General features: G+C 34.9%; 14 protein-coding genes. 4 read left to right on the forward strand and 10 right to left on the reverse strand.

Features of this window, described 5'->3' with window-relative positions; translation table 11 throughout:
- Positions 1–446: 446 nt before the first annotated feature.
- Positions 447–671: a hypothetical protein gene (locus tag H280_RS0105800; RefSeq protein WP_020060177.1), complete on the reverse strand. Its 225-nt coding sequence runs from the start codon at positions 669–671 to the stop codon at positions 447–449.
- Between the two features lie 156 nt (positions 672–827).
- On the opposite strand from H280_RS0105800, the gene H280_RS0105805 reads away from it, so the two are divergent.
- The gene (locus H280_RS0105805; RefSeq protein WP_020060178.1) at positions 828–1,340 is read left to right on the forward strand and encodes a Crp/Fnr family transcriptional regulator; all 513 of its coding nucleotides are present in this window, start codon (positions 828–830) and stop codon (positions 1,338–1,340) included.
- 17 nt (positions 1,341–1,357) lie between these two features.
- Here the strand turns inward: H280_RS0105805 and hmpA are convergent, their stop codons facing one another.
- From hmpA to H280_RS0105820, 3 genes are all read right to left on the reverse strand, one after another.
- The gene (gene hmpA / locus H280_RS0105810) at positions 1,358–2,566 is read right to left on the reverse strand and encodes an NO-inducible flavohemoprotein (RefSeq protein WP_020060179.1); all 1,209 of its coding nucleotides are present in this window, start codon (positions 2,564–2,566) and stop codon (positions 1,358–1,360) included.
- Between the two features lie 119 nt (positions 2,567–2,685).
- Complete coding sequence (locus H280_RS0105815) at positions 2,686–3,201, reverse strand: hypothetical protein (protein ID WP_020060180.1); 516 nt, start codon at positions 3,199–3,201, stop codon at positions 2,686–2,688.
- Between the two features lie 124 nt (positions 3,202–3,325).
- Positions 3,326–4,423, reverse strand: a complete 1,098-nt coding sequence (locus H280_RS0105820) for a site-2 protease family protein (RefSeq protein ID WP_020060181.1) — start codon at positions 4,421–4,423, stop codon at positions 3,326–3,328.
- A gap of 121 nt (positions 4,424–4,544) precedes the next feature.
- Between H280_RS0105820 and H280_RS0105825 the strand changes: the two genes are divergently transcribed.
- A complete protein-coding gene (locus H280_RS0105825) occupies positions 4,545–4,742 on the forward strand; it encodes a hypothetical protein (protein WP_020060182.1) in 198 nt (65 codons plus the stop codon).
- A gap of 49 nt (positions 4,743–4,791) precedes the next feature.
- Here H280_RS0105825 and H280_RS0105830 read toward each other — a convergent pair whose 3' ends face one another.
- A complete protein-coding gene (locus tag H280_RS0105830) occupies positions 4,792–5,658 on the reverse strand; it encodes a hypothetical protein (protein ID WP_020060183.1) in 867 nt (288 codons plus the stop codon).
- 111 nt (positions 5,659–5,769) lie between these two features.
- On the opposite strand from H280_RS0105830, the gene H280_RS0105835 reads away from it, so the two are divergent.
- On the forward strand, positions 5,770–6,543 hold the full coding sequence (locus tag H280_RS0105835) for a class I SAM-dependent methyltransferase (protein WP_020060184.1): 774 nt from the start codon (positions 5,770–5,772) through the stop codon (positions 6,541–6,543).
- 33 nt (positions 6,544–6,576) lie between these two features.
- Here H280_RS0105835 and H280_RS24750 read toward each other — a convergent pair whose 3' ends face one another.
- A complete protein-coding gene (locus tag H280_RS24750) occupies positions 6,577–6,786 on the reverse strand; it encodes a hypothetical protein (RefSeq protein WP_081625617.1) in 210 nt (69 codons plus the stop codon).
- 244 nt (positions 6,787–7,030) lie between these two features.
- On the opposite strand from H280_RS24750, the gene H280_RS0105840 reads away from it, so the two are divergent.
- On the forward strand, positions 7,031–8,572 hold the full coding sequence (locus H280_RS0105840) for a bifunctional metallophosphatase/5'-nucleotidase (RefSeq protein WP_020060185.1): 1,542 nt from the start codon (positions 7,031–7,033) through the stop codon (positions 8,570–8,572).
- A gap of 84 nt (positions 8,573–8,656) precedes the next feature.
- On the opposite strand, the gene H280_RS0105845 is transcribed toward H280_RS0105840, so the two are convergent.
- The 4 genes from H280_RS0105845 to H280_RS0105860 all read right to left on the reverse strand — a co-directional run bounded on the left by H280_RS0105845 (position 8,657) and on the right by H280_RS0105860 (position 12,055).
- Positions 8,657–9,289, reverse strand: a complete 633-nt coding sequence (locus tag H280_RS0105845; RefSeq protein ID WP_020060186.1) for a response regulator — start codon at positions 9,287–9,289, stop codon at positions 8,657–8,659.
- On the reverse strand, positions 9,282–10,343 hold the full coding sequence (locus H280_RS0105850; protein WP_020060187.1) for a sensor histidine kinase: 1,062 nt from the start codon (positions 10,341–10,343) through the stop codon (positions 9,282–9,284). Before H280_RS0105850 ends, H280_RS0105845 begins: the two co-directional genes overlap by 8 nt.
- The gene (gene liaF / locus H280_RS0105855; RefSeq protein ID WP_020060188.1) at positions 10,343–11,083 is read right to left on the reverse strand and encodes a cell wall-active antibiotics response protein LiaF; all 741 of its coding nucleotides are present in this window, start codon (positions 11,081–11,083) and stop codon (positions 10,343–10,345) included. Before liaF ends, H280_RS0105850 begins: the two co-directional genes overlap by 1 nt.
- Before the next feature lie 321 nt (positions 11,084–11,404).
- A complete protein-coding gene (locus tag H280_RS0105860) occupies positions 11,405–12,055 on the reverse strand; it encodes a PspA/IM30 family protein (RefSeq protein ID WP_020060189.1) in 651 nt (216 codons plus the stop codon).
- Positions 12,056–12,088 lie beyond the last annotated feature (33 nt).

Below are 12,088 nucleotides of genomic sequence, written 5' to 3' on the forward strand. Positions count from 1 at the left end.
TGAAAATGAAACTTCCATAAGAGCTTGATTGGTTCAACTAATGAAAAATTCTTATTTACTTTATCATACCGAAAAAACACAACATATACATTTACAATGCCCTAACAATATAGAAATGAGTATTACAAATCCTATGTAATTATTACATTATATATACAATCTCATTGTTTTATCTTTATAAATATATGAATCCATTTTGATTTTCCGACACATAGATTGCTGCTATGCAGAAAAAAAGGAGCTTCCACTCGCTTTCTGACTTTGTTTAAACTTTGCATGTGGCAGTAAAAAGACCCTGACCGTTTCTATGCGCAGCAAATTGCTCTCGTCCATCTAAAAAGTGAAGATACTTTATGTCCGTTTTTTAACATATAAATATAAAACAATCCAATACATGCTTCTTTCATAAATGAAAAGCAGCATGTATTGGATTGTTAACATTACCATTAGTGTACAAGTGACCATCCCATAAAATCTTCATGAACTTGTCTTGCCCGTTTATCATTTCGATCGTATAACTCTGCATAACTATCAGTTTCTTCATCATATGCCATCGTATAAATAATTTGTCCATCTATTTCGACTGATAGAACAACTCCGCCCTTCATTTCTTCTACATGTATCACTGCATCAGCTGAAATTCTCACATCAGTCATTTTTCCATCTAACATGGTATGCCCCCTAAAAAATATTCCTTTCTAGTACCGTTCTTACACATACACACTAAACAGTATACTACTTTAATACGGTATCTTTATCAAGTATAGTTTTATATAAACAATTCCTCTATAATGAAATTAACAGCAAAATATAAAGAGGTGCTTACAGTGATTTTACATAAAGGAGAAATATTATTTCGCCAAGGAGAGGAAGGCCCTCTATATTTTATAAAAAGCGGTCTATTAAAAGTCGTTCGTGTCCAAGAAGATGGCACACCTTTTTTATTTAACATTATTGTCCCAGGTGAAACAATTCCTCATCACTCTTTAATCTCACCGAAAGAATATCATGGTACTGCAATCGCTTTAATTAAAACAGAAGTAACACCGATTACATGCAACTCATGGTATGAACAATTACAAACAACCCCTGAATCTTATGCAAAAATCGCCCTCCAACTGCAAACAAAGTTACGCATGATGCAGCAACGTATCGATCAACTTACAACCGTCTCACCAAAAGAACGTCTTTATCGTTTACAAGAATGGCTTACAACCTATTTGGGAGATATCCCTATTTATGAAATCTTAACTCAAGCTGAAATTGGGCAATTAATTGGCATTCGCCGTGAAACCGTAAATCGTCTCCTTCGAGAACAAACAAAAAACGAGGTGAACTAACACCTCGTTCTTTCTAATTACTGTAAGCTTGCTGCTGGTCCAAAAAATTCAAAGTGAATATGTTCTGATGAAACGCCCCATTCTGTCAAAGCTGCATGAATATGCTTCATAAATTGTACCGGTCCACAGAAATAGAAATCTGCTTCATTGGAAGGAATAATAGTTTGTAACCACGCTAAATCAACGAATCCTTCTCTATCATAATTTTTTACATTCTTATCTTGCTCAGTTGGTGCAGAGTAGCAAGTATATGCTTTTACTTGTTCATGCTCTTGCGCTATATTTGCAACATAATCTTTCATTGCGTGTACATCGCTGTTTAACGCACCGTGAATAAAGTATACATTACGGTTTGGTGATTGCTGAATTAATGTATTTAACATACTCATCATTGGTGTAATTCCTACTCCACCGCTAATTAACACAACTGGTAATTGTGAATCCATATTAAGTACAAAATCTCCTGCCGGTGCACTTAGGGGTAAAATATCTCCTTCTTTTACATGATCATGTAAATAATTAGATATCACTCCCTCTGGACCTTCCATACTTTTCTCACGTTTTACACTAATACGGTAAGAATCTTTTCCAGGAGCATCGGATAAACTATACTGACGATTATGTGTATATGTTTCTCCTTCAATGTTTATCTGTACACTTACATATTGTCCTGGTAAGAATGAGGATAGCGCCCCTCCATCTTCCGGTTTTAAATAAAAGGATGTAATCACATCGCTCTCTTTTTCTTTCTTCACGACAATAAAGTTACGGAAATCTCTCCAACCACCTGTTTTTTCTGCTGCTTCTTCATACATCTCTGCTTCTATACTAATAAACGCATCAGCAATTACACCATAAGCTTCACCCCAAGCATCTAAAACTTCTTGCGGTGCATGAGCTACTTCTTTAATCGCTTGCAATAAACACGTTCCAACAATCGGATAGTGTTCTGCTTTAATGCCTAAGCTGCGATGTTTATGCCCAATTTGTTTTACAACTGGAATGATTACTGCTAAGTTATCAATATAATTAGCTGCTGCATATACTGCATTTGCTAATGCTTGTTGTTGTCTCCCTTTTTTTTGATTTGTATGGTTAAAAATATTTAATAGTTCTGGATGCTCAGAAAACATAATTTGATAAAAACGTGTTGTAATCTCTACACCTTTTTCTTGTAATAACGGTACAGTTGATTTTACAATTTCAATTGTTTTTGCACTTAACATACTATTCACTCCTCTATTTCTTTATCTATTTCCATTGTATAGTATACCCAAAATAGAGGTTGTGATTTTAATCACTATAAACATGGTGATTTTGTGAAAAACTCATAAAGTAAAGATTACTATTGTTGCAGTGCCTGTTCAATTAATTTTACATCTTTTCCATTTCCAAACTCTGTATAGCCCCAAATATTTGTTTCACCTGTATATTCGTTTACAATAATATCAAGATCATGATATACACGATGTGCATAAACAACATATTCGATATTTCGAGTAGTTACTCCCTTTTTCAAAATTTCATAACTTCGTTTCACATCCCGTTTTATTTGTTTGTTTTTTACTTTCTTCTCAAAATCTTTTAAAGCATTCTCCTGTTCTTGAAACCATTTCGTTAATTGGTCCCAATCTCCGTCTGCATACTTTTCTGCTTTTCCGTAATTTAAAAAGTTATTGTAGCTTTCATGTGTTGTTCCTATAAATTGTAGTACTTCTTTCGACTCATTCACATCTTCTACTTTTGTCATTGATGCTACACCAACTGGCTTACTCGCATAGTGTATAAAAAATTTACTTAAGCCGTAACTAGCGATTCCCATGATAAGAAGAATTCCAAGTATACTCCACATTTTTTTCATACACCCTACCTCTTTTCTTTATATGAATGTTACATTTATTTCTAAAAAGAGTAATATTTGTAATATTCTATAAAAAAATGAGGATTCCTGTATAAATTGTTCTTCCCTTTTCGACAACGTTTTTTTACAAATTACGTGTCGGAAGTTGATCTTGCAAAATAATATTTGCTTGATAGGAAGCATATCCAAGAACTGCAAGTAATAACATGTACAAAATGAACATAGTTATACGTGTTTTCAGATTTGCAGAATAGTACTTTTCATGCTGTTCTTTTTCTTCTTCCCACTTATGTAATTTCCGCTCTGACACCGCTACTGCATCTTGCATCAATAAAAGATGCTGTTCTCTTTCCTCTTCATACGGGACGTAATCAAGTGGTTCAAATTTAGGATGTAAGTAATCTAAAGCTATTTTTCTTTGACGCTCTTCTTTTGTTACTGTTTTATCTCGTTCTTTTTGACTAAGCATCATCACTTCATGATGCATCATATAAATGGTACGATGAAGCGCACCTGTTTCTCGCATTTCTTCTTTCAAACGTATCATATATTCTTTTACAGTATTTATTTTCCACCCAAGCTCTTGGATTGGTTGATTTCGCTTTGAAACTCTGTGCCATTCTAGACAACCTAATATAAAAATAAATCCAAGAAAAATACTTTTTTGCACAATTGCATAACCGAGCAATATAACAAGGCCAAGCGCCCAAATTTTCGTACTAACAACAGAAACAATTCGTCCACCATCAAGCGGTGATACGGGAATTAAATTAAAAAAATTAATTATACTGCCAAGTACAATAACAAGTGCCCAAAACGGCTCTTTTGTTATCATATACAGCGGAATCGCTGGTAAAAAAGAGAGTAAACCAAACAACGGCCCCATATATGCGATGTAAGCCTCGTCTTTTGCATTTTTCGGTAATTCTTTCATCCCTATAACCGCTCCCATAAATGGGATAAAAATAGCCGGTGATGTTGCAATCCCTTTTCGTCTTGCGGCCCACAAATGCCCCATTTCATGAATCAGTAATAAGTATATAAGCGCAACGCCAAATTTCCATCCGTATATTGCTGCATAAGCGCCAAGAGATAGCAACATACTAAATACAGTAGAAAACTTTGCTAATTTCACAATAGCAAATACCCATTTTAATTTAGACAACAGAAAAACACCAACTGCTGCAATAATTCCCCATAATCCTTTTGTATTTTGTTTCATATTCCTCTCCTTACCAATAATCTTTTTCTTCTTATTATGTCATATTTTTTAAGTTTATTGGAAACTATCGTTTATTTCCTCCATTTTTAGCCAATACTATTAATGCAAGGAGGTGAAAACGGTGACATTACAATCTGTTATGATCGGTGCCTTATCTTTTCTAGCTTCTATGCTAATTTTTTATACTGTTGGACATGTATTACTTTTAGATTGGTTACCTGACAATATTTTTATTAGTTCCATTATCCTTTCTGCACTTATTATCGCTTATTTTATTACGCGAAAATCCATGAGTGAGCCTTCCACAAAAACAAAATAAAAGAGTGATGATATTTTATCACTCTTTTTCTCATTTCTTATAACAACCATTATCTTTCTAACTGCATCTTCTCTCCATATTCTTTCACTATTTCAATAATGTTTTGAAACGCACCTTTCTCTTCTTTTTTATAATTAAATACGTTTAGATTGTATTGATCATAATACGCTTCTAACGCTTTTAATTGAGATGATGATATACCGCTAGCAGGAACAACAAAGTTCACCTCATATTGTTTATATCCTTCTTTCACAAATTCACCTTGTACTTGTTCACTGTTTTCTTTATTTAGTATCTTTTGTACTTTCGAAGGAAATTGTAATTGAAAATAATAGTTTTTTTCTTTTTCCAGCTTTTTATATAATGCATCTGAAATCGTATAATATACTGTATAATACACTGTATTTTCCTTTGTTTTAATGTGAAAACGAGTAATTTGTAAATCTTTTTTCGTAATTTTAGTTATAGCTGATTGTTGTTCGTCATCATTTTGTATTAAAGGTGCTGATGGGAATAAAGAAAGCAGTTTTTCTGTATCCACTTTTGATAGGAGATAAAAACTTTTTGTATCTGTTTCTTTTTGTAACCACCCTGTTCTCGCTTCTGTACGAAGCCAAGCTTTATATTTCTCTTCTTGCCCATTTTTCTTAATTGTAATTACATATTCGGGTTCACCTAATTCACCGATTACGTTTTGTTTCTCTGCTTTACTAATTATATTAGCCGCTATTTTGGCTTCTTCATCCTTCAATGTTGTTTCTGGTTTCCCTGCTAGAGATACAATTACTTGTACATCCTCTTCCATCATACGCCCCGCTTCTTTTGTTATTTTTTCACCTTGTTCTATTTTCTTATCTACTTGATTACATGCCACTAATAAAAAAAGAAAGAACATGAATAACCACTTTTTTCGCATAGCTCTCATCCTCATTCCTCAAAATAAGAAAAACTTATTGTACTCGAAAGAAAACAAAATCAGCCTAACAAATGAAATTCGATATAATATACATGAAAAGGAGGTTACAACATGCCGATAAATTTTCATAGTTCAGACAACAAATATACGTATACCAATCGTCAAGCCACAGATTCATGGACACATATGATACAAAATATTGTAGATGTCAAAGAAAAAAGAGTAATTGATATCGGATGCGGTGGTGGTATTTATACGAAACAACTCGCTTTGATGGGAGCTGAAGTAATTGGTGTTGATTTTTCAAATCAGATGATTCAAGCTGCCAAAGAAAACTGTACTCATATTTCAAATGCTTCCTTTACACAAGGTGACGCTTATAACATTCCTTTCGCAGATGAAACCTTTGATATTGTTCTATCACGAGCGGTCATTCATCATCTAGATCATATTCCGAAATTTTTTCAAGAAGCATATCGCATTTTAAAGCGAAACGGTATCCTTATTCTCCAAGACCGGACAATTGAAGACTGTACGATTCCAGGAAGTCCAGAACATATTCGTGGCTATTTCTTTTCTTGCTATCCAAAATTAATTCATATAGAAGCAAAACGAAGACCGGAAACAAATCAAATCCTACATTTGTTACGTGATATCGGCTTTTATACAAATCCAATTCAAAATTTTTGGGAAGTTCGTAAAATCCACTCTTCAATTAAAGATTTACTTCAAGACTTATCACCGCGTACAGGTCGCTCTATTCTCCATGAATTATCAGACAATGAGCTTTCTGAGTTATTACAACATATTCACTCTAAGCTTTACGAGAACTCTCCTATTATAGAACAAGATCGTTGGACAATTTGGACAGCTGTGAAAGAGTAACAAGCCTCACATCACGTGAGGCTTGTTACTCTTTCATAACCTTGTTCGGCAACACTCTTGATATCCACCATTTCTTGCCTGTGCACTGCCACACTTCGAACATACTAAAAATCTGGATTGATTTGCAAACAAACTACCTTTATCAAAAAGTAACACTCCTGCCTGCTTAAGCGAACGAGAATAATATAACCATATAAAACCACAAATTGCAGTAATACACAACAATACACCCATTACAAGCATTTTCGTCACCTCTGCTTCGTTTGTTCTTTCCAGCAAGTGGATAATTACATTATTCTCTATAATAAATAATAAATCCTCCTTTTCCTCATAAAATAAAGTGACACTTCACTTAGAGAAAATTAAAGTAAATGTATGAGAAACAAAAATTTTATAATTCCCATAAAAGATTTACGATTTTTTAATAAAATAAAAAGTTGTCCTTTTAATACAATAAAAATACCAGTATATGTAAAGGAGTGACAACATGTTTATCTTTCTTATGTATATTCCTTTTCTTATTTCTTTCACTCTTTCTTCTGTTTTTTCCCCTCAAGAGTCTCCTGAAATACCCGTACAAATAATTGGATTAAACGATTTACACGGACAAATTAACACAACTACACCACTGCACGGAAAACCTGCCGGTCGCGCTGACTACATAGCCTCTTATATCAACGCCTATAAACAACAATTTTCAAATACCTTACTTGTTCATACTGGTGATATGATTGGCGGCAGCCCCCCCATTTCGGCTCTCTTTCAAGATGAGCCAACGATAGAATTTTTAAACATGCTACAATTTGACGTTGGAACAATTGGTAATCATGAGTTTGACGAAGGTGTAGAAGAGCTAAAACGACTAATTGACGGCGGGTTTCATCCAAAAACCGGTATGTTTTCAGGTAGTTCTTTCCCTTATGTTTGTGCAAATGTACTAAATGCTAACACAAATCAACCTCTATTCCCACCATATGCAATTAAGTGGATTGATGGGATTCCTATTGCTTTTATTGGTATCGTTACAAAAGAAACACCCTTTCTTACGATGCATAGCGATATGTCGGCAGTCACTTTTATAGATGAAGCTACTGCTGTTCAAACATACGTACGAGAATTACAACAAAAAGGCATCCATGCTATTATCGTTCTTGCTCACTTAGATGGTAAGACAACAGACGGACGTACCTACGGGCCACTTGCTGATTTAGCCAGCAAACTTGATGATGATGTAGATATACTATTTGGCGGACACAATCATTCTTATATGAATGGATATGTGAATGGAAAACTACTTGTTGAAGCGTACTCTTACGGAAGAGCTTTGGCAAATGTACAAATTACAATTAATCGCAAAACAAAAGACATCACCAAAAAAACAGCAAAGATTCTTCCTACTTATCCCGACGAAATGCAACCTAATCCGATTATCCAATCATGGATTCAAAGCTATCAAGCAAAAATAGCTCCAATAACCGAGCGAGTACTAGGAAAAAGTGTACACGAGCTGACGCGAGATCAAAATAATGACGGAGAATCAGATCTTGGTGCTCTTCTTGCTGCATCCCAGCGTCAAGCTATGCAAGCTGACATTGCATTTGTTAACCCTGGCACAATACGCCATAATTTACCAGAAGGTTTCATTACATGGAAACATACATTTCTCATCCAGCCTTTTGAAAATAAACTCATTAAAATGGATTTAACCGGTAAAGAAATTCGAAATGTCCTGCACGAACAATGGGATGATGCAATAAGAATGTTACAAGTATCTGGAATTCGTTACACATGGGGGAAAAATGGGGTAGAATCAATTACACTAGAAAACGGTGAGCCGCTCCAAGATTATACAACATACTCTGTCGTAGCAAATGCCTTTCTAGCAAATGGCGGAGATAAGTTTACCATATTTCAAAAAGGGCGAAATCGCGTTGAAGGCCCAACAGATCAAGAAGCATTCGCCAATTTCATCCGTTCTAATCCATCTTTAGAAAATATTCAGAGGAATCATATTCAAAAAATATATTGAACACATACAGAATAAAAAGCACCTCCAATTGTTAGAGTGTGTCTAGCAATTGAGGTGCACTCCTGAAACGATAGGCGGGGTAATTCAATTTGTAATCTGATGACGAAACGCATAAATAACTGCTTGTGTTCGATCACTTACATGTAATTTATTTAAAATATTACTGACATGCGTTTTCACTGTTTTTAAAGCAATAAATAGTTCATCAGCAATTTCTTGATTACTCTTTCCCTCGGCAATCAATAATAAAATTTCAAACTCTCGTTCTGTTAACTCTTCATGCAGTGGCTGTTCCTTCTTTTGACGCATACGTGACATCATTTTTCCGGTAACTTTCGGTTCGAGTACTGTTTCTCCATCGTATGTCGCTCGAACTGCATCTGCTATATCACTTGCTCTAGATGTTTTCAACAAATAACTAGTTGCACCAGCTTCAATAACCGGATATAACTTCTCATCGTCTAAGAAGCTTGTCACAACAACAATTTTTGCTTCTGGCCATTCTTGAATAATCGCTCTCGTTGCTTCAACTCCGTCCATTTCATCCATAACAAGATCCATCAAAATAATATCTGGTTTTAGTAATAGTGCTAATTCTGAACCTTTTCTTCCATTTTCCGCTTCTCCTACAACTTCAATGTCTGGCTGAGTCGATAAATAGGCCGATACACCCATACGAACCATTTCATGATCGTCAACAAGCAATACTTTAATCATCTTGTTCCTCCCCTCTTTCTAAAAGAATCGGCACTTTCACCTCAATTTGCGTTCCTTTATTCGGAAAACTTAATACCTTTAAAGTTCCGCCAATTTCATGAACGCGCTCTTGCATAGAGCGAAGACCATATGATCCTGCTTTGTTCACTCCTACTTCAAAGCCTACGCCATCATCAATTATTTTTAAAATTGCATATTCATCAATTTGACGCAGTCTTACTTCTGTTTTCTTTGCTTTTGCATGCCGTAATGTATTGGATAGTGCTTCTTGTACAATACGGAATAAGTGATCTTCTACACCTTTTTTCAATTGAATTGGCTCAATCAACCATTCAATCTTCATATGCTGCTTTCTTGAAAGCTCTGTCAATAACTCTTCAATGCCTTCGGTTAACTTTTTACCTTCTAATTGGACGGGGCGTAAATGAAGAAGAAGCGCTCTCATTTCTGATTGAGCATTTACAACCATATTTTCAACAAGTTTTAATTGTTTTTGCGTACCCTCTGGTATATGAGTGGTTTGCTCATTAATTGCTGACATCATCATCGACATCGCAAAGAGCTGTTGACTAACAGAATCATGAAGCTCTCTCGCTAAACGATGTCGCTCCTCTGAAATGGCCTGTTGCCTCATTTCTTCATTCCACTGCGCTCGTTCATTCGTTACTTTTTGAAATAATCCTGCTTGCTCTTCTAAACGTCTAGCAAGCGCAATTACTTTCCGTTCTACTTCTTGAAATTCATCTTCCCCTGTAAACGAAGCATCTCTTGGAAAATTCCCTCTTTCTACTTCAAATAAAAAAGTCGTTAACCCTTGAATACGCTGCTGCATATAATAGCCAATTGCATAGCCAACAATTCCACCAATGAGAAGACTCGTACCTAAAATAAACAAACTAACAGGAACAGAAGCAATAGATTCTTTCCACAATAAATCATACATATTTTGCTGGCTTTTCCATATAAAAACGATAGTACAAATAAGTGCAATACTCATAGAAGACAATATCGAGTAGCGAATATACATCCATGAAATGTTCTTCTGTTTTTTCATTATATTTTCCTCACTTCCGTATCGCCTACGATAAGCGAAGAAATAATTTTAATACGTCGAGGAGCTTCTTTATACTGTTCCGTTCTAAACTTCACATTACGATTAAAGCCTGTTTCTTCATGCGATGGAAGCAATATTCTCCCAACAATAACAGAATGATTCAAAGATAATTCGATGTCGTATGGAACATACAAACGAATATTACCAATCACACCACGAATGACAATGACCGTTTCGCCTTCTGGAATCATAGCTGTTGTTAAATCAATTTCAACATCACCGACTCCATATTGAATATTAACATCTTCTAACTCATATATATGGTCCATTATTCGCACGTTACCAACCATTATATTCTTTATATACGGTTCTGTTCGATAGATTGGTTTTTCTTCATTTATATATTCTTTTTCCTTAATTTCTACCTGTACCGCTTTTGTCTTCTGCTGACCTTGCATCAGTTGGTAACCAATGAAAGCTAAACAAGCAAATAAAACGAGAACGAAAGCTGCTGATGAAAATAGGAAAAATAAGAAAACAAGTCCCCCAACAAATAGACACACATTCCCTCTCACATATCGATTCTTTTTTCGATAATGTCTTCCAAACATGATCATAATAAAGGCAAAAATAAGAGCACCAGGCTCAAAGTGTCCAAGAATCATATCGAGAAAAAGACCGAATGCAAATATGACGAGGAGCATCCCTAATAATTGTGTTTTCGAAAATTGTTTCTTCATTGCAGCTCCCCCCTTCTTTATTGTATATACATAGAAGAAAAAGGCATTGTATTCCAACACCTTTTCTTCTATCACTATATCATAAGCTTGTTTTATATATAAATACAAGATGATTTTTCAACATATAAATGGCTGCTATGCAGAACAAAACATGGCCGCTACTTGCTTTCTACCTTTGTTTTAAACTTTGCACGTGGCAGGAAAAGGCCCTGACCGCTTCTATGCATGGCCAGTTGCTCTGGCCTCCTTCCTTAAAAAAAGTGGTTTTTATGTCCTTTTTTCAACTTATATTTATATAATATACTACAATTATTTTGTTACTTATTTGTCTAAAGATACTTCTTTTTTCTCCTTCATTTCGCGTTCAAGCTTTGCAATCTTCATATCAAATGTGTCACGTGTATGATCTTCATTGATACGAAGCTCTAAATCACGAATGTGAGTTTCAATCTCTTCAAAGCGTAAAAATGGGTTGTTTTCATCCATTTTATGAAGAGCTGTATTCATGCGACGGTTCGCATGTGCCATATTTTCACGTGCCATTAATTCCATACGTTTTGCATTCATTTCTTTTAATTTATTTTTCATTTCACGAAGACGACGCTCTAACTCATCAATTTGTTCTAAAACACCTGCATACATTTCTTCTAAGCGAGCGACTTGCCCTTCGTAGTATGCCAATTCTTCTAATGCACGCTCATGCAGTTGCATTTCTCCTGCTTCTTTTGCAATTACAGCTTGCTTGGATCTCTTATTTACGAAATATCGCGCCTGCTCAAGTTCTTGAGCAAAATTAGATTTTAATGTTTTATGACGCTCAATTAACTTTTCAATTTTTGTTACTTCACGCTCGCTATCACGTAAATATTGATTTAACATCGCAACTGGATTTTTTCTTTCTTTCTCGTCTAACGTATTATGAAGATCTGCAAGTATTGCATTACGTACACGTCCAAATAATGATTGTTTCATTTTTAATCTTCCTCTCTTCTACTCTATTATTTT

Source organism: Bacillus sp. 123MFChir2, from assembly GCF_000383235.1.
Taxonomy (GTDB): domain Bacteria; phylum Bacillota; class Bacilli; order Bacillales; family Bacillaceae_G; genus Bacillus_A.

Excerpts from the sequence above, each read along its gene's own strand:
- H280_RS0105835 (WP_020060184.1), top strand. The coding sequence starts at position 5,770 with ATGCCGATAAATTTTCATAGTTCAGACAACAAATATACGTATACCAAT.
- H280_RS0105840 (WP_020060185.1), top strand. The coding sequence starts at position 7,031 with ATGTTTATCTTTCTTATGTATATTCCTTTTCTTATTTCTTTCACTCTT.
- H280_RS0105815 (WP_020060180.1), bottom strand. The coding sequence starts at position 3,201 with ATGAAAAAAATGTGGAGTATACTTGGAATTCTTCTTATCATGGGAATC.
- H280_RS0105830 (WP_020060183.1), bottom strand. The coding sequence starts at position 5,658 with ATGCGAAAAAAGTGGTTATTCATGTTCTTTCTTTTTTTATTAGTGGCA.
- hmpA (WP_020060179.1), bottom strand. The coding sequence starts at position 2,566 with ATGTTAAGTGCAAAAACAATTGAAATTGTAAAATCAACTGTACCGTTA.
- H280_RS0105845 (WP_020060186.1), bottom strand. The coding sequence starts at position 9,289 with ATGATTAAAGTATTGCTTGTTGACGATCATGAAATGGTTCGTATGGGT.
- H280_RS0105850 (WP_020060187.1), bottom strand. The coding sequence starts at position 10,343 with ATGAAAAAACAGAAGAACATTTCATGGATGTATATTCGCTACTCGATA.
- H280_RS0105800 (WP_020060177.1), bottom strand. The coding sequence starts at position 671 with ATGTTAGATGGAAAAATGACTGATGTGAGAATTTCAGCTGATGCAGTG.
- liaF (WP_020060188.1), bottom strand. The coding sequence starts at position 11,083 with ATGAAGAAACAATTTTCGAAAACACAATTATTAGGGATGCTCCTCGTC.
- H280_RS0105820 (WP_020060181.1), bottom strand. The coding sequence starts at position 4,423 with ATGAAACAAAATACAAAAGGATTATGGGGAATTATTGCAGCAGTTGGT.
- H280_RS24750 (WP_081625617.1), bottom strand. The coding sequence starts at position 6,786 with ATGCTTGTAATGGGTGTATTGTTGTGTATTACTGCAATTTGTGGTTTT.
- H280_RS0105860 (WP_020060189.1), bottom strand. The coding sequence starts at position 12,055 with ATGAAACAATCATTATTTGGACGTGTACGTAATGCAATACTTGCAGAT.